The sequence below is a fragment of the Pseudomonas sp. FW305-25 genome (assembly GCF_017351415.1).
Taxonomy (GTDB): Bacteria; Pseudomonadota; Gammaproteobacteria; order Pseudomonadales; family Pseudomonadaceae; genus Aquipseudomonas; species Aquipseudomonas chlororaphis.
On sequence record NZ_JACNDE010000037.1, the window covers coordinates 27,890 to 44,520 of the forward strand.

General features: G+C 64.6%; 18 protein-coding genes. 13 read left to right on the plus strand and 5 right to left on the minus strand.

Annotation, left to right across the window (positions count from 1 at the left end):
* Positions 1-33 precede the first annotated feature (33 nt).
* Positions 34-801 (minus strand): hydroxyacylglutathione hydrolase, encoded by a 768-nt coding sequence (gene gloB, locus J4E58_RS26075; RefSeq protein ID WP_087092860.1) that lies wholly within the window; start codon positions 799-801, stop codon positions 34-36.
* 65 nt (positions 802-866) lie between these two features.
* On the opposite strand from gloB, the gene J4E58_RS26080 reads away from it, so the two are divergent.
* Together J4E58_RS26080 and rnhA are read left to right on the plus strand one after the other, a co-directional pair.
* Positions 867-1,631: a class I SAM-dependent methyltransferase gene (locus tag J4E58_RS26080; protein ID WP_007920945.1), complete on the plus strand. Its 765-nt coding sequence runs from the start codon at positions 867-869 to the stop codon at positions 1,629-1,631.
* A gap of 83 nt (positions 1,632-1,714) precedes the next feature.
* A complete protein-coding gene (gene rnhA / locus J4E58_RS26085; RefSeq protein ID WP_007920943.1) occupies positions 1,715-2,167 on the plus strand; it encodes a ribonuclease HI in 453 nt (150 codons plus the stop codon).
* A 16-nt stretch (positions 2,168-2,183) separates the two neighbouring features.
* Here the strand turns inward: rnhA and J4E58_RS26090 are convergent, their stop codons facing one another.
* Positions 2,184-3,134: a glycerophosphodiester phosphodiesterase family protein gene (locus J4E58_RS26090; protein ID WP_087092861.1), complete on the minus strand. Its 951-nt coding sequence runs from the start codon at positions 3,132-3,134 to the stop codon at positions 2,184-2,186.
* A gap of 190 nt (positions 3,135-3,324) precedes the next feature.
* Here J4E58_RS26090 and J4E58_RS26095 point away from each other — a divergent pair, with 190 nt between their 5' ends.
* The 5 genes from J4E58_RS26095 (at position 3,325) to J4E58_RS26115 (ending at position 8,922) form a co-directional block, all read left to right on the plus strand.
* Positions 3,325-4,239: an AraC family transcriptional regulator gene (locus J4E58_RS26095; RefSeq protein WP_087092863.1), complete on the plus strand. Its 915-nt coding sequence runs from the start codon at positions 3,325-3,327 to the stop codon at positions 4,237-4,239.
* A 172-nt stretch (positions 4,240-4,411) separates the two neighbouring features.
* The gene (locus tag J4E58_RS26100; RefSeq protein WP_158247365.1) at positions 4,412-4,981 is read left to right on the plus strand and encodes a nuclear transport factor 2 family protein; all 570 of its coding nucleotides are present in this window, start codon (positions 4,412-4,414) and stop codon (positions 4,979-4,981) included.
* Between the two features lie 202 nt (positions 4,982-5,183).
* Complete coding sequence (gene dnaQ / locus J4E58_RS26105) at positions 5,184-5,942, plus strand: DNA polymerase III subunit epsilon (RefSeq protein WP_087092867.1); 759 nt, start codon at positions 5,184-5,186, stop codon at positions 5,940-5,942.
* 119 nt (positions 5,943-6,061) lie between these two features.
* Positions 6,062-8,317: an arginine/lysine/ornithine decarboxylase gene (locus J4E58_RS26110; RefSeq protein ID WP_009043597.1), complete on the plus strand. Its 2,256-nt coding sequence runs from the start codon at positions 6,062-6,064 to the stop codon at positions 8,315-8,317.
* A 14-nt stretch (positions 8,318-8,331) separates the two neighbouring features.
* Positions 8,332-8,922 (plus strand): GNAT family N-acetyltransferase, encoded by a 591-nt coding sequence (locus J4E58_RS26115; RefSeq protein ID WP_007920929.1) that lies wholly within the window; start codon positions 8,332-8,334, stop codon positions 8,920-8,922.
* Here J4E58_RS26115 and J4E58_RS26120 read toward each other — a convergent pair.
* Positions 8,919-9,812, minus strand: a complete 894-nt coding sequence (locus tag J4E58_RS26120) for a LysR substrate-binding domain-containing protein (RefSeq protein WP_087092869.1) — start codon at positions 9,810-9,812, stop codon at positions 8,919-8,921. The two genes, J4E58_RS26115 and J4E58_RS26120, sit on opposite strands and share 4 nt — an antisense overlap.
* A gap of 86 nt (positions 9,813-9,898) precedes the next feature.
* Positions 9,899-10,135: a hypothetical protein gene (locus J4E58_RS26125; protein ID WP_025809195.1), complete on the minus strand. Its 237-nt coding sequence runs from the start codon at positions 10,133-10,135 to the stop codon at positions 9,899-9,901.
* Between the two features lie 226 nt (positions 10,136-10,361).
* Between J4E58_RS26125 and J4E58_RS26130 the strand changes: the two genes are divergently transcribed.
* The 3 genes from J4E58_RS26130 to J4E58_RS26140 all read left to right on the plus strand — a co-directional run bounded on the left by J4E58_RS26130 (position 10,362) and on the right by J4E58_RS26140 (position 12,725).
* On the plus strand, positions 10,362-10,919 hold the full coding sequence (locus J4E58_RS26130; protein WP_007920924.1) for an NADPH-dependent FMN reductase: 558 nt from the start codon (positions 10,362-10,364) through the stop codon (positions 10,917-10,919).
* Between the two features lie 130 nt (positions 10,920-11,049).
* Entirely contained in the window at positions 11,050-11,397 is a 348-nt protein-coding gene (locus J4E58_RS26135) for a metalloregulator ArsR/SmtB family transcription factor (protein WP_037033643.1), read from the plus strand.
* A 41-nt stretch (positions 11,398-11,438) separates the two neighbouring features.
* Positions 11,439-12,725, plus strand: coding sequence for an arsenic transporter (locus J4E58_RS26140; RefSeq protein WP_087092872.1), 1,287 nt, complete (start codon positions 11,439-11,441; stop codon positions 12,723-12,725).
* A gap of 112 nt (positions 12,726-12,837) precedes the next feature.
* Here the strand turns inward: J4E58_RS26140 and J4E58_RS26145 are convergent, their stop codons facing one another.
* A complete protein-coding gene (locus tag J4E58_RS26145; RefSeq protein WP_085531083.1) occupies positions 12,838-13,788 on the minus strand; it encodes a DUF1853 family protein in 951 nt (316 codons plus the stop codon).
* Positions 13,789-13,893: 105 nt separating this feature from the next.
* On the opposite strand from J4E58_RS26145, the gene J4E58_RS26150 reads away from it, so the two are divergent.
* From J4E58_RS26150 to J4E58_RS26160, 3 genes are read left to right on the plus strand one after another with little or no spacing between them, the layout of a single operon-like run.
* Positions 13,894-14,784 (plus strand): NAD(+) kinase, encoded by an 891-nt coding sequence (locus J4E58_RS26150; RefSeq protein WP_007920913.1) that lies wholly within the window; start codon positions 13,894-13,896, stop codon positions 14,782-14,784.
* Positions 14,781-15,758, plus strand: a complete 978-nt coding sequence (locus tag J4E58_RS26155; RefSeq protein ID WP_370686849.1) for a metallophosphoesterase — start codon at positions 14,781-14,783, stop codon at positions 15,756-15,758. The genes J4E58_RS26150 and J4E58_RS26155 overlap by 4 nt, the downstream gene beginning before the upstream one ends.
* Positions 15,755-16,627, plus strand: coding sequence for a rhomboid family intramembrane serine protease (locus J4E58_RS26160; protein ID WP_087092876.1), 873 nt, complete (start codon positions 15,755-15,757; stop codon positions 16,625-16,627). The genes J4E58_RS26155 and J4E58_RS26160 overlap by 4 nt, the downstream gene beginning before the upstream one ends.
* Positions 16,628-16,631: the final 4 nt, after the last annotated feature.

Consider the following 16,631-nt stretch of genomic DNA (forward strand, 5'->3'; position numbering starts at 1 on the left):
CATTCAGAATTTTCGTACCAACCCGCAACCTGCTTAGAACTTATCTTTCCAAGCCCGCAAGGCAGCAAAAACCGCACTCTGGGCCCGGTTATCGAGGCCATTCCGTTCGTCCGCTTTTTGTTTAACGGATGTTTCACCGGTACGCAGGAAAGGATTGGTGAGCTTTTCCAGGGCCAGGGTGGAGGGCAGGGTCATGCGGCTGTTTTCCCGCAGTTCGCTGACTTTGCGCAGGCGCTCGGCGATGTCCGGGTTATCCGGTTCCACCGCCTGGGCAAAACGCAGGTTGCTCAAGGTGTATTCGTGAGTGCAGTACACCAGGGTGTCCGCGGGCAACGCGGCCAGGCGGCTCAGCGAATGGTGCATTTGCTCCGGCGTGCCCTCGAACAGGCGCCCGCAACCGGCGGCGAACAGGGTGTCGCCGCAAAACAGCAGGCCGTGATGGTAGTAGGCAATATGCCCCAGGGTGTGCCCGGGCACCGCGTAGACGTCGAAGTCCCAGCCAAGGATGCTGGCCCGGTCATTGTCGTTCAGGGCCACGTCGCGCCCCGGGATGTTTTCGTTGGCCGGGCCCCAGACCTTGGCGCCGCTGGCTTTTTTCAGCTGTTCGACACCGCCGACATGGTCGTGGTGGTGATGGGTCACCAGGATATCGCTCAGCACCCAGCCCGGGTGCTCGGCGAGCCAGGCCTGCACCGGTGCGGCGTCACCCGGGTCGACCACTGCGCAACGCTGATGGCTGTGGTCCTGTAACAACCAGATGTAGTTATCGGTGAACGCGGGCAGGGCACTGATCTGTATCATCGTTGGAGTCGCCAAGCGGAAAACATTGGCGCATCTTAGAACTTCTTGGCGGGTTGGAGAATGCAATGACCGATAAAGCGTTCGCTCAGGCCGATCCTGACTGGCTGGCCCTGATCAGTGCCGCCCGTGAGTGGCTGTCCGGGCCACTGGGGCAATTTCTGCTGGATGAAGAACGGCGCATGCTCGACGACGAGCTGGGGCGCTTCTTCGGCGGCTACCTGGTGCATTACGGCCCGTCGGCGCAAACCCCGCCGGCGGCGCCCCAGGTGCAGCGCAATGTCCGCCTGGGCGCGCCGCTGCCCGGCGTCGAGATCGTCTGCGAGGAGCAGGCCTGGCCGCTCAGCGAGCATGCTGCCGATGTGGTGGTGCTGCAGCACGGCCTGGATTTCTGCCTGTCGCCCCACGGCCTGCTGCGCGAAGCCGCCAGCGCCGTGCGACCGGGCGGGCATCTGTTGATCGTCGGTATCAATCCCTGGAGCAGCTGGGGCCTGCGGCATGCGTTCGCCCATGACGCCTTGCGCAAGGCGCGCTGCATTTCCCCATCGCGGGTCGCCGACTGGTTGAACCTGCTGGGCTTCGCGCTGGAGAAACGCCGCTTCGGGTGCTATCGTCCGCCGCTTGCCTCGGCGGCCTGGCAGGCTCGGTTGGCCGGCTGGGAGCGCAAGGCCGGCGACTGGCAACTGTCCGGCGGCGGCTTCTACCTGCTGGTGGCGCGCAAGATAGTGGTCGGCCTGCGCCCGGTGCGCCAGGTACGCCGCGAGCCGATGGGCAAGCTGGTGCCGCTGCCGATGGCCAAGGTCAACCGCCGGCACAGCGAACCCCCTCTTTAATTCAGCCGGGCCGAACCTGCCCGGCTTGGGCGTTGTCGATCGACGATCGGCAAGCCACAGGTATTTTCGATTGGAAGTCTGGCATGAGCGATAGCGTAGAAATCTTCACCGACGGCGCCTGCAAGGGCAATCCTGGCCCGGGAGGCTGGGGCGCACTGCTGGTGTTCAAGGGCGTGGAGAAGGAACTCTGGGGCGGCGAAGCCAACACCACCAACAACCGCATGGAGCTGATGGCGGCGATCCGCGGCCTGGAAGAGCTCAAGCGCGAGTGCCAGGTGGTGCTGGTCACCGACTCGCAGTACGTGATGAAAGGCATCAACGAGTGGATGGCCAACTGGAAAAAGCGCGGCTGGAAAACCGCGGCCAAGGAACCGGTGAAAAACGCCGACCTGTGGCAGCAGCTCGATGAGCAGGTCAACCGCCACCAGGTCACCTGGAAATGGGTGCGCGGCCATACCGGCCACCACGGCAACGAACGGGCCGACCAACTGGCCAACCGCGGCGTCGACGAGGTGCGCGGTTACAAGCAGGCCTGATGCGTTGAGCTTGTAGTCAGTTGCAACGCAGCGGCCGTTCGAGCCGCTGCTTCACTTCCCGCATCGCGCGGGGCGAATCCACCAGCACCGCGTCCATCTTCAGGCAGGCGGCCGCCTGGTAATCCTCGGCGGTGTTGATCCCGATCGCCAGCATCCGCACCTTGCCTCGGGACTGGAAGCAGTCCACCGCGGCGGGCGTCCACAGCCGGGCATCGACCTTGGAGCGGGCCTCGCCCAGGGTGAAGGCCTCGACCAGTTGCACCGGGCGCCGGTACTCGAAGGCCACCCAACTGGCGGGCGCCGGCGGCGCCGTGCAGCTGTGGGCCAGGGCGACGCTGGCCAGTCGATCCCGGGTGTTGTCCCGGGACTCGAACAGCCGCGCCTGCGGATAGTGCGCGAACGCCTGCTGGTAGCTGGCATCGGTGGAGTAGATCAGCACCCGGTTCCAGGCATGCAGCTGCTCCAGCACCTGGGCGACCGCCTTGGCCTGGGGCGCGGCGGGCAGGGCCTTCATATCGAGAATGACCGGCACCGAGCCGGGGATCGCCGCCAGCGCCTGCTGCAATGAGGGGATGGTCGCCGCCTGGGAGCGATAGGGAAAGGTCACCTGGCCATCGGCCGCGGTCTGCTTGAAGTTCCAGCCGGCATTCAGTGTTTGCAACTGCGCCAGGGTTTTCTCGCTGACCGCGCCGGAGGCCGGGGTATTGGCGCTCAGGTCCGCCGGTCGATACAGCACCGGCACGCCGTCGCGGCTCAGTTGCACGGTCAGCCAGAGCATGTCGACGTCGTTGCGCAAGGCGTTGTCGATGGCCAGCAGGGTGTTCTCGGGAAAGTCCGCGGCGCCGGCGCGATGGGCGACGATCAAGGGGGCTTGTCCGGCGTCGAGACCGGCAACGGGAGGCGATGAGCAACCGCTGATGAAGGCCGAGGCCAGCAGCAGCGGGATAATCTGTCGGGCTTGGATCATGGGGGTGATTCCCGGCGTGGGCCGGCCATCGAAGCGGCCTGCCAAAGTGGAGAGGCGGCCACGGCAAGATCCATGGCTAGCGTGTCAGCGGCGTACGGTAGCGCAATACGCGCGGTCGAGCGCGCTCATTTGAAGAGACGCGCCCCGCGCTGGTTAAATTAGCGGCTTGCCCATAGTGCTGGAGCCTGCCATGCCTGCTTCATCCCATGCCGATACGCTGGCGTTCCTGCGCGAGTCGCTGGACACCGAGCCCGAAGGCCTGAGCTACAGCCCGCAGGGTATTACCCGGATGGTTCACCGGGCCCTGCCACCCTGGGGCGCGATCGAGTGCGTGCGGGTGGCCGAAGGGCCGCACCGCTTCGAGATGCGTCGCGACCTGCATCAATTCGTGCTCTACCACCCGGGGGCCGTCAGCGATGGCGAGGTCAGCATCGACGGCCAGCGCCTGGCGGGGGCGCGGATGCTGGACCAGATCATCGATTTCGTGCCGGGACGAGCGCTGTTCGAGGGCTGGACGGGCGAGCGGGCGCGGATCGGTTACGTCCTGGTGTCCGTCGACGACGCGCAATTGAGCCGGATCTGTCCGTCCTACCAGCCCCAACAGGACCTCAAGCCGCTGATCAGCTGTCATGACGTGTTCCTGCGCGGCCTGCTGGAGCGCCTGTGTCTGGTGGCGGGCGAAAGCGACACCGAGACCCTCTACCTGGAGTCCCTGGTCATGTTGTTGATGCACGAGGTGCGCAAGTTGCAGCGCTTGCCCGAAGGCCTGCCTGCCGGCGCCGGAGAGTTGGGGTCGTTGCAGCGCCAGCGGCTGGACGACTACATCGGCGCATCCCTGGCCAGCGAGATACGCCTGGCGGACCTGTCGAACCTCGTCAACCTGAGCCCCTATCATTTTTCCCGGGTGTTTCGCCGTTCTTACGGCATGTCGCCGTACCAGTACCTGCTGCATTGCCGGGTCGAGCGGGCCAAGGAGCTGATCGGCACCAGCGACCGCAGCCTGTTGCAGATCGCCCTGGATACCGGTTTCGCCGGCGCCAGCCAATTCTCCCGCACCTTTCGGCGCATCGTCGGGCTCGCCCCGAGCGAGTTGCGCCGGCCCTGAGCGCCAAGTCAGCAAGAAACGTCAACACAACAGCAGCCACTGCAAAGCAGGCGCCTGGCCCGCTGGTTAGTCTGCTCCTCACTGGCGGCCGGCGCTTGTCTCGGTAGGGCCGCCGCCAGGATCGGGCAAGCAGCAGGCCGGACCCGCGATCCAACCCAGTGGAGAAGCAATGATGAAAAACGTTCGTGGATGGTTGATCGGTGTGTTGGCGAGTACGGCGCTGTTCGTTGGCATCGCCAATGCGCAAGTGCAGGGCAAGATCGAGGAAATGGGCGGGTTTTATTACCTGACCCGGGGCTACACCGCGGCGCAGGTGGCGGACTTCTACTGGCGCAGCCTCAACGGCTGGTCCGAACATCCGGAGCAGATGGCCAGGTACTACACCGCGGACAGCGCCTTTGAACTGGCCTACGCTCCCGTCGCCGACTTCCCGGACAGCGGTTTCAAGCGCGTCAACCGCGGGCGCCAGGAAATGACCGACTATTTCACCAACTTCAGCAAGCAGCTCGGCAACCTGAAATACAGCGACCCTGCTGGCTGGACGATCCTGCAGACGACCGACAAGGACACCTACGTGTTCGAGTACAGCAGCGACGGTGTCATCCGGGCCAGCGGCAAGCCTTATCACCAGAACTTCATTGCCATCCTGCGCATGGCTAACGGCCAGATCCAGCAGGTGCGTGAGTACTGGGACCCCTATGTGGCCCTGCGCGACTTCAATCTGATCCAGAAGACGCCATGAGCGAACGCTGGCCGGGGCCTGCCTGACAGGCTCCCGGCCATGGCTTGTGTCATATCGCCAGGATTGCCGCGCCAGTCGCAGGTCCGGATAGGCGGTCGGGTTCGGGCAAATCGCGGCCGGCGTTCAAGGGGCGCCCGGTGGCGCGAGAGCGTGCTAAAATCCCGCGCCTTGAAAGACTTCCACCGTTGAGAACTGACCCCTGATGGCCAACAGATCTGTTGTACTCGATACCGAAACCACCGGCATGCCGGTGACCGACGGCCACCGGATCATTGAAATCGGTTGCGTCGAGTTGATGGGACGGCGCCTGACCGGTCGGCATTTCCACGTCTACCTGCAACCGGATCGCGAGAGCGACGAGGGCGCGATCGGCGTCCACGGCATCACCAACGAGTTCCTGGTGGGCAAGCCGCGCTTCGCCGAAGTCGCCGACGAGTTCTTCGAGTTCATCCAGGGCGCGCAGCTGATCATCCACAACGCGGCGTTCGACGTTGGCTTCATCAACAACGAATTCGCCCTGATGGGCCAGCACGACCGCGCCGACATCACCCAGCACTGCACCATCCTCGACACCCTGTTGATGGCCCGGGAACGCCACCCCGGCCAGCGCAACAGCCTCGATGCCTTGTGCAAGCGCTATGACGTCGACAACTCCGGCCGTGAGCTGCACGGCGCCTTGCTCGACTCGGAGATTCTCGCCGACGTCTACCTGACCATGACCGGCGGCCAGACCAGCCTGTCCCTGGCCGGCAATGCCTCGGACGGCAACGGCAGCGAAGGTTCGGGCAACAGTGCCAGCGAAATCCGTCGCCTGTCGGCGGATCGCCAGCGCGGGCGGGTCATTCGCGCCAGCGAAGCCGAACTGGTCGAGCACCAGGTGCGTCTCGAGATCATCGCCAAATCCGCCGGTGCCCCGGCGCTCTGGACCCAGCTGGCCGAAGCCAAGGCCCAGCAGCAGTAGTTGTTCGTGGGCGACCTTTTGTTACAGGAGGTCGTTGACGGGGTTCCGCGCCGGCCCCCGAGCTTCTACCCTGAGGTGATTGGCGGACCCTTGTTCGCCGCCTCAGGATGCCTGGTGCCATGTACAAAGACCTGAAATTCCCCGTTCTTATCGTGCATCGCGACATCAAGGCCGACACCGTCGCCGGCGACCGGGTGCGGGGGATTGCCAGGGAATTGGAGCAGGAAGGCTTCAGCATCTTTTCCGCGGTGGACTACGCCGAAGGGCGGCTGGTGGCCTCGACCCACCACGGCCTGGCCTGCATGCTGATCGCCGCCGAAGGCGCCGGGGAAAACACCCACTTGCTGCAGAACATGGTGGAGCTGATCCGCCTGGCCCGGGTGCGCGCGCCGAACCTGCCGATCTTCGCCCTGGGCGAGCAGGTGACCCTGGAAAACGCCCCGGCCGACGCCATGAGCGAGCTCAATCAGCTGCGCGGCATTCTTTACCTGTTCGAAGACACCGTGCCGTTCCTGGCGCGCCAGGTGGCGCGGGCGGCGCGCAATTACCTCGATGGCCTGTTGCCGCCATTTTTCAAGGCGCTGGTGCAGCACACGGCCGACTCCAACTATTCCTGGCACACCCCGGGGCACGGCGGTGGCGTGGCCTATCGCAAAAGCCCGGTGGGGCAGGCGTTCCATCAGTTCTTCGGCGAGAACACCCTGCGTTCGGACCTGTCGGTGTCGGTCCCGGAGCTGGGTTCGCTGCTCGATCACACCGGGCCCCTGGCGGAAGCCGAGGCGCGGGCGGCGCGCAATTTCGGCGCCGACCACACCTTCTTCGTGATCAACGGCACCTCGACCGCCAACAAGATCGTCTGGCATTCCATGGTCGGCCGCGACGACCTGGTGCTGGTGGATCGCAACTGCCACAAGTCGGTGCTGCACTCGATCATCATGACCGGCGCCATCCCGCTGTTCCTCTGTCCGGAGCGCAACGAGCTGGGGATCATCGGCCCGATCCCCCTGAGCGAGTTCAGCCGCGAGTCGATCCAGGCCAAGATCGACGCCAACCCGCTGACCCAGGGGCGGCCGCCCAAGGTCAAGCTGGCGGTGGTCACCAACTCGACCTACGACGGCCTTTGCTACAACGCCGAGCTGATCAAGCAGAGCCTGGGCAACAGCGTCGAGGTGCTGCATTTCGACGAGGCCTGGTACGCCTACGCGGCCTTCCATGAGTTCTTCGAGGGGCGTTACGGCATGGGCACCTCGCGCAGCGCTGACAGCCCGCTGGTGTTCACCACCCATTCCACCCACAAGCTGCTGGCCGCCTTCAGCCAGGCCTCTATGATCCATGTGCAGGACGGCGGCGCCCGGCAGCTGGACCGCGACCGCTTCAACGAAGCCTTCATGATGCACATCTCCACCTCGCCGCAGTACAGCATCATCGCCTCGCTGGACGTGGCCTCGGCGATGATGGAGGGGCCGGCGGGGCGCTCGCTGCTGCAGGAAATGTTCGACGAGGCCCTGAGCTTCCGCCGGGCCCTGGCCAACCTGCGCCAGCACATCGCCGCCGACGACTGGTGGTTTTCCATCTGGCAACCGGAGCGGGTGGAAGGTATCGACCGGGTCAGCACCGCGGACTGGCTGCTGGAGCCGGAAGGCGAGTGGCACGGGTTCGCCGGGGTCACCGACGACTATGTGCTGCTGGACCCGATCAAGGTCACCCTGGTGATGCCCGGGCTTACCGCTGGCGGTGCCTTGAGCGAGCGCGGGATCCCGGCGGCGGTGGTCAGCAAGTTTCTCTGGGAGCGCGGCCTGGTGGTGGAAAAGACCGGCCTGTATTCGTTCCTGGTGCTGTTTTCCATGGGCATCACCAAAGGCAAGTGGAGCACGCTGCTGACCGAGTTGCTGGAGTTCAAGCGCAACTACGACGCCAACGTCAGTCTCGCCGCCTGCCTGCCGAGTATCGCCCAGCAGGACATGGCCCGTTACCAGGGCATGGGCCTGCGCGACCTGTGCGATCAGTTGCATGCCTGCTACCGCAGCAATGCCACGGCCAAGCACCTCAAGCGCATGTACACCGTGCTGCCGGAGGTGGCGATGAAGCCCGCCGACGCCTACGATCAGTTGGTGCGGGGCGAGGTCGAGGCTGTGTCCATCGATGCCCTCGCCGGGCGGGTGGCGGCGGTGATGCTGGTGCCGTACCCGCCGGGTATTCCCCTGATCATGCCGGGCGAGCGCTTCACCGAGTCGACCCGCTCGATCATCGATTACCTGGCTTTCGCCCGTACGTTCGATAGCAGCTTTCCCGGCTTTGTCGCGGATGTGCATGGATTGCAGCATGAAGACGAAGGCAATGGGCGGCAGTACACCGTCGATTGCATCAAGGTTTGAGGACGTTTCCCGCTATGCAGCCAATGATCAATCCCAAGTACCCCGGCCTGTCGGTGCGCGTTGCCGACGACGGTTTCGCCGCGTATGTCTGGGGCAGCGATTTCAGCTTCGAAGTCAGCGCCTATGCCCAGGCACAGAGCGAGCAGGTGGTGGCCAAGTGGCCGTTGCACCCCATTACCCCGTACCGCAAGTGCTACGGCATCGACCCCGAAGAGTTCAGCAGCTATCGCGATGCCGCCGACAGCGCGGTGTTCATGGCCTACCTGGACGACGAGCCGGTCGGCCATGTGGTGGTCAGCACCAACTGGAACGGCTACGCCCATATCGACGAGTTGGCGGTACATGCGCCGGCGCGGCGCCACGGGGTGGCCAAGGCCTTGCTGGATGTGGCGCAGTTCTGGAGCCGCAAGAAAAAACTGCCGGGCATCATGCTCGAGACCCAGAACAACAACCTGGGGGCCTGCCGCTTGTACGAGCGCTGCGGTTATGTGGTCGGCGGCATCGATCACCTGCGTTACCGCGGGATCGATCCGACCACGGCCGAGGTGGCGATTTTCTGGTATCGGCTGTTCAACGACGAGCTGGCGCGGCAAGCCGGGGCCTAGCCGGCCAGCATCCCTTCAGCCTTTTCCGTGAGGGTTTCCAGCAGCGCTTCCAGGGTTGGCGAGGATGGACTGCCGCCGCGGGTCAGCGCATAGAGGGTGATCGGGATCGGCGGCGACAGCGGGCAGACGTCCAACCCGCCTTCGCGCGCCCCGAGGGCGGTGAAGGGGTCGACAATCGCCAGGCCTTCGCCGGCCTCGACCATGCTGCGCATCATCTGGTGGGTTTGCACTCGGGTGTGGATGCTTGGGCTCGGGCGCAGGTTCTGCAGCTTGCTGTCGAGGGCCACGCTCAGCGGGTCCTGGCCTTCCAGGCCGACCATGGCCTGGCCCGCCAGGTCCTGCAGGGAAATGTACTTCTGCTTCGGTTGCAGCCAGCCGTGGGGCGCCAGCAATTGCAGCTTGCCCTGGGCCAGGGCCACGCACTGGATATCGGGGTGATCGGGGTTGTGCAGGCTCAGGCCCAGGTCGCCTTCGCGCAGCAACAGGCTCTTGACCATGTCGCGGGTGGCCTGGCTGGCGAGGTGGCACGGGGTGTCGGGAAAGCGCCGGCGCAGGGCGGCGATGCTCTGCGGCAACAGTTGCTGGGCCAGGGGCGGGGTGCTGATGATGCGCAAGGGCGGCGCCTGGTATTGCTTCAGGCTGTCGGCCAGGCGTTGCACGGGTTCGAAGGCGTCATACAGGGTGGCGATCGCCGGTTGTAGCTCGCGGGCCTCGCGGGTGGCTTGCAGGCGTCCGCGAACACTGGCGAAGAGCATGAAGCCCGATTGGCTTTCGGCGTCGCGCAGGATCGTTTCCACCTCGGCCACCGGCAATTGCAGCAGCTCGGCGGCCGTGCCCAGGTGTCCGGTTTGCAGGAGCGCCTGAATCACTTCGATATGACGTAAACGCATGCTTGAAGTCCATGTCCAGCCGGTGGGGGATTCACACTGAATCCTAACCCATGTCCGCGCCTATGACTTCTGCTCATAACGGTACGTTATGAAGGAAGGATGGTCTCGGGTTCGCGAATGAGGGTGATGCCCGATTGCACGAGGAGGAACTGGTTGTCGTCCATTTTGTTGACGCGATCGCCAATGGCCAGGCGATAGGTGGTGACAGGCTCCGAGCCGGCGATGCCCTCTGGCGAGGGGGTGGATTCCTGGAACTCATGCACCGAATAGACGCGGCCTTCCGCGTCCCTTGCATGAAATTGTCCGACGAGTACTGCTGCCATCTTTAGAGCCTCTGGAGATAAAACACTCAATTTGCGGTCCTGTAGACCGTGCCTGGGCGAACTAAGTTTAGCGGCGGAAAAAAAATAGTCCGCGGCCCTGATTGCAGCTGGCGTACAGCGGCGTGAAGCCTGGAAAAGCTCACGGAACTTCCTTCGACGGGTGGCTGTGGGCGGGGTGGATCATCTATAACTACCAGCCTCCTCAACCAGAAGTCGGGAATTCGCTATGAGCAACGTCTACACGATTGCAGTGCTGGTGGGCAGCCTGAGAAAGGCCTCGATCAACCGGAAAGTGGCGCTGGCCCTGGCGGAACTGGCGCCGGCCAACCTGCGGCTGAAGATTGTCGAGATCGGCGATCTGCCGCTTTACAACGAAGACATCGATGTGGATCCACCGGCAGCCTACAGGACTTTCCGTGAACAGGTGAGTGCAGCCGACGCCGTGCTGTTCGTCACTCCGGAATACAACCGCTCGGTTCCCGCGCCGATGAAAAACGCCATCGACGTGGGGTCGCGCCCCTACGGCAAGAGCGCCTGGAGCGGCAAGCCGGGGGCAGTGATCAGCGCATCCCCGGGCGCCATCGGCGGTTTTGGCGCCAACCATCATCTGCGCCAGTCCCTGGTGTTCCTCAATGTGCCATGCATGCAGCAGCCTGAAGCCTACCTGAGCGGCGCCGGTTCGGCCTTCGACGAGGCGGGCAAGCTGTCCGAGTCGGTCAAGCCGTTCCTGCAGAACTTCATCAATGCCTACGCCCAGTGGGTCGAGCAGCACAAAAAGCTCTGATCCTGCTACCGCGGGAGTCGGCCGACCGGCTCCCGTGGGTGATGGATATTCCGCTTGTCATGGTAAAAGCGCTTTACCGCATATCTGAATATTCATATATTCGCCGCTCCCAATGCCTGGAGTGGCCCTGGTGTCCGACTCTCTCAATCCCGCCGAGCTGTTCAAGGCGCTTGCCGACGAAACCCGCAGCCGCATCGCCTTGCTCGTGACCCGCGAAGGCGAGTTGTGTGTCTGCGAGCTGACCGCCGCCCTGGGCCAGAGCCAGCCGAAGATCTCCCGGCACCTGGCGCTGTTGCGCAGCTGCGGCCTGCTGGCCGACCGCCGCCAGGGGCAATGGATCTATTACCGGCTGCACCCGCAGTTGGCCCCCTGGGTGACCACCCTGCTGCAGGACACGCTGCAGGCCAACAGCCCCTGGCTGCAGGCCGACCTGCAACGCCTGCAGACCATGATCGATCGCCCCGTGCGCTGCTGCTGAATTCTCATCACCTTCACTTTTCCTGCTCAAGGCTGCCCGGCATGCTGACTGCTTCATTGATTTTCCTGCTGACCATTACCCTGGTGATCTGGCAGCCCAAGGGCCTCGGCGTGGGCTGGAGCGCGGTGTTCGGCGCGGTGCTGGCACTGCTGTTCGGGGTGGTGCAGCTGACGGATATCCCGGTGGTCTGGCAGATCATCTGGAACGCCACCGGCACCTTCGTCGCCTTGATCATCATCAGCCTGCTGCTCGACGAGGCCGGGTTTTTCGCCTGGGCCGCCTTGCATGTGGCGCGCTGGGGGCAGGGCAGCGGACGCAAGCTGTTTGCCTTCATGGTGTTGCTGGGGGCGCTGGTGTCGGCGCTGTTCGCCAATGACGGGGCGGCGTTGATTCTCACGCCGATCGTGATTTCCATGCTGCTGGCGTTGCGTTTCTCCCGGGCCGCGACCCTGGCGTTCGTCATGGGCGCCGGGTTTATCGCCGATACCGCGAGCCTGCCGCTGGTGGTGTCGAACCTGGTGAACATCGTTTCCGCGGACTTCTTCAACATTGGTTTCAATCAGTACGCCGCGGTGATGCTGCCGGTGAACCTGGTCAGTGTGGCCGCGACCCTGGCGGTGTTGCTGTGGTTCTTCCGCCGCGACATTCCGCAGGCCTACGACCCCGAAGAACTGGCACAGCCGGCCAGCGCGATCCACGACAAGGCCACCTTTATCGCCGGCTGGTGGGTGCTGGTTATCCTGCTGCTGGGGTGTTTTGCCCTGGAGCCGCTGGGCATTCCCATCAGCGCGATTTCGGCGGTGTGCGCGGCCCTGCTGCTGGGCATCGCGGCCAGGGGCCACAAGATTTCCACGCGCAAGGTGCTCAAGGAAGCGCCGTGGCAGATCGTGATTTTCTCCCTCGGCATGTACCTGGTGGTGTATGGCCTGCGTAATGCCGGGCTGACCACGCACCTGGCCGGCTGGCTCGACCGTTTCGCCGACTACGGCATCTGGGGCGCGGCCATGGGCACCGGGCTGCTGACCGCGGTCTTGTCATCGATCATGAACAACCTGCCCACGGTGTTGATCGGCGCGCTGTCCATCGACGCCAGCCAGGCCAGCGGCCTGGTCAAGGACGCGATGATCTACGCTAACGTGATCGGCAGCGACCTGGGGCCGAAGATCACCCCGATCGGCAGCCTGGCCACCTTGCTCTGGCTGCATGTGCTGGAGCGCAAGAATATTCATATCGGCTGGGGCCGCTACTTCAAGGTCGGCATCGTACTGACCCTGCCGGTATTGCTGGTGACCCTGGCGGCGCTGGCCGTGCGCTTGTCGGTGATGTGAGGGTCCACCGCGCACCCTGTAGGAGCCAGCTTGCTCGCGATAGCGTCATACCTGACACACCACGGTGCCTGCATCGCCAGCAAGCTGGCTCCTACAGGGGGCAGGCGGAGGCTCAACTGGTTCCGGGGACGTTCGGCCAGAGGTCCGCCACCAGGAACAGGCGTTCGGCTTCTTCCCAATCGCCGGCGCGGTTTTCCGTCAGGCGCACCAGCAATTGCGCCGGAGCGTGCGGGTCGAGTTCCTCCAGCCAGGCTTGCAGCCGGGGGGCGCTCCAGGTTTGTTCCGCCGGGTAGGACGCTGGCGCCAGCCAGGCCTGGCGCGGCAAGGGTTGCCAGCGCCCGGGGGGGCTTTGATCGATAAAGGCCGGCCAGTCGCGCTGATGCAGCCAACGCCCGCGCAGGTGCTGCGGGTGGGCGCCGCGGGGCGGTTGCGTGGTGCCGGGCCAGGGGTAGAGCAGGTAGCCGCCGAGCCACAGGTGGGCGCTGAAGTCCTGGATATCCATGGCCGCCAGCACCTCCAGGCTGTCGGCCCGGGCGGAGATCGGCAACTGGTGTTCGTTCAGGTGCGCCAGCTTGCGGTCCAGGCGGTCGTGGCAGCCGGGGCCCAGCCATAACGCGGTGTCCGCGCCGTTGCCCGATTGCGGGCCGAGGTAGAGCTTGATCGCCAGTTCCAGGTGGTGAATGCCGTCGCGGTCGCGCAACAGCATGTCCAGTTCGCCCAGGGTGTGGCCGGCGCGGCGGATCGGCAGGTTGGCCGCCAGCAGCTCGACACCGGGCGCGTGCTGTACGGCAAATTGCCACAGGCGTTCGTAGTAGAGCCCCAGGCGCTTGGTCGGCCCGAGAGCCAGCCAGCGGCGCAGGGCACGGCCGTCCTGGTCCAGCTGGCGCAGCCAGTGCGCCAGCAGCTGCGGCGCCTGCACCCAGTCGCTGCCGGCCAGTGGGTGGCGCTGCGGCCAGGGGGTCTCGTCGAGCATCGGCGGCGCGAGGATGACCCAGGCCAGGTCGCGCACTTCGGGGTGGCGCAACTGGCGGGGGAGGTCGAGCAAGCCGGGAAACAGGATCATTCTGCGAGCATAGCGCCTAACGTCGAGGCTGAAAGGATTTTGTCTATGGCCGGCTTTCGCCCATAATCTCTGCTTTGCCCGTCCCAGAACCCCTGCAGGAGCCCCATGGAGCAATTTCGCAATATCGGCATTATCGGTCGCCTGGGCAGTTCGCAGGTGCTGGACACAGTTCGCCGACTGAAAAAGTTTCTGCTCGCCCGCCACCTGCATGTGATCCTCGAAGACACTATCGCCGAAGTCCTGCCCGGCCACGGCCTGCAGACCTCCTCGCGCAAGTTGCTGGGCGAAGTCTGCGACATGGTGATCGTGGTCGGCGGCGACGGCAGCCTGCTGGGCGCGGCCCGTGCCCTGGCGCGCCACAACATCCCGGTGCTGGGGATCAACCGCGGCAGCCTGGGCTTCCTCACCGACATTCGTCCGGACGAGCTGGAGGTCAAGGTCGCCGAAGTCCTCGACGGCCACTACCTGGTGGAAAACCGCTTCCTGCTGCAGGCCGAAGTACGGCGTCACGCCGAAGCCATCGGCCAGGGCGATGCGCTCAACGATGTGGTACTGCACCCGGGCAAGTCGACGCGGATGATCGAGTTCGAGATCTACATCGACGGGCAGTTCGTCTGCAGCCAGAAGGCCGACGGCCTGATCGTCGCCACGCCGACCGGCTCCACCGCCTACGCCTTGTCCGCCGGCGGGCCGATCATGCATCCCAAGCTCGACGCCATTGTGATTGTGCCGATGTACCCCCATACCTTGTCGGGAAGGCCGATCGTGGTCGATGGCAACAGCGAGCTGAAAATCGTCGTGTCCAAGGATATGCAGATCTACCCGCAGGTTTCCTGTGACGGGCAGAACCATTTCACCTGTGCCCCCGGTGACACCATCACCGTCAGCAAGAAGGCCCAGAAACTGCGCCTGATCCACCCGCTGGACCACAACTATTACGAGGTCTGCCGGACCAAGCTCGGCTGGGGCAGTCGACTGGGTGGTGGAGGCGACTGATGCTCGATCCCGCGCGTAGCTACGACCTGATCGGTGACGTGCACGGTTGCGCCCTGACCCTTGAGCACTTGCTGGACAAGCTCGGTTATCGCAAGCAGGGCGGCGTCTGGCGGCATTCGTCGCGCATGGCGGTGTTCCTCGGCGACATCATCGACCGCGGCCCACGGATCCGCGAAGCCTTGCACATCGTCCACGACATGGTCGAGGCCGGCCAGGCGCTGTGCGTCATGGGTAACCATGAGTTCAACGCCTTGGGCTGGGTCACCCCGGCAGCGCCCGGCGGCGGCAAGCGCTTCGTGCGCGAACACACGCCGCGCCATGCCCGTCTGATCAACGAGACCCTGGCGCAATTCGAGCATTACCCCAACGACTGGCACGATTTCCTCGCCTGGTTCTACAAGATGCCGCTGTTCGTCGACGCCGGGCGTTTTCGCGTGGTGCATGCCTGTTGGGACGCCGGCCTGATCGAGCCGCTGCGGGCGCAATACCCCGATGGCTGTATCGACGAGCACTTCCTCCAGGCCTCGGCGATCCCCGGCAGCTTCGCCAATAACGTGTTCGACCGCCTGCTGCGCGGCACCGACATGCGCCTGCCCCATGGCTTGACCATGACCAGCGGCGATGGCCTGACCCGTTCGTTCTTCCGCACCAAGTTCTGGGAAGACGACCCGCAGACCTACGGCGACATCGTGTTCCAGCCCGATGCGCTGCCCGAACCGGTGGCCCGCACGCCGCTGTCCTTGGCGGAGAAAAACAACCTGCTGCGCTACGGCGTCGATGAGCCGCTGCTGTTCGTCGGCCATTACTGGCGCAGCGGCAAACCGGCGCCGATTCGCTCGAACCTGGCCTGCCTGGATTACAGCGCGGTGCTCTACGGCAAGCTGGTGGCTTATCGCCTGGACCAGGAAACCCGCCTGGACCCGGATAAATTCGTCTGGGTCTATGTCGAGCGGCCGGAGGAGTCCTTGCCATGAGTGCTGTTGCAGTATTGCGTCTGCCGTTGAATGTGGACCTGAGTGGCTTCGTCAAACTGCTGCAGCGCATGCAGGTGCCGCATCGGGTCAGCGAGGAAGCGGGGGAGCAGGTGCTCTGGGTGCCGGACGCCATCAGCGAGGATGTGCGTTCGTTGTACGAGCGTTTTCCGGCGGGCGACCCCGAGCAGCAACTGGACATCCCCGAGGTCGGCGCCGCCATGCGCCGCCCGGGGTTCGTCGAGCAATTGCGCCGTAGCCCGGCCACCGCGCTGATCCTGCTGCTGAGCCTGATCGTTGGGGCCCTGACCCTGCTCGGCGAAAACCTCGGCACCCTGCGCTGGCTGACCTTCCTGGAGTTTCGCGTGGTCGGCGACTACATCCAGTTCACGCCCCTGGCCGACAGCCTGGCGGCGGGGCAGTGGTGGCGCCTAGTCACGCCGATGCTGATCCACTTCGGATTCCTGCACATCGCCATGAATGGCATGTGGTACTGGGAGCTGGGGCGGCGCATCGAACAGCGCCAGGGCAGCATCAACCTGCTGGGCCTGACGCTGCTGTTCAGCCTGGTGTCGAACTACGCGCAATACCTGTTCAGCGGGCCGAGCCTGTTCGGCGGCTTGTCCGGTGTGCTGTACGGCCTGCTCGGGCATTGCTGGATCTATCAGTTGCTGTCGCCCAACCCGGCCTATCGCCTGCCTCGCGGAGTCCTGGCGATGATGCTGGTGTGGTTGCTGATCTGTATGTCGGGGCTGATCTCGGTGATCGGCTTCGGTGAAATCGCCAACGCCGCCCACGTCGGCGGGTTGCTCGTCGGATGCCTCACAGGTTTGTTGGGCGGCTTGTACAGTCGCCGTAAACTGGCCCTCTAATGCT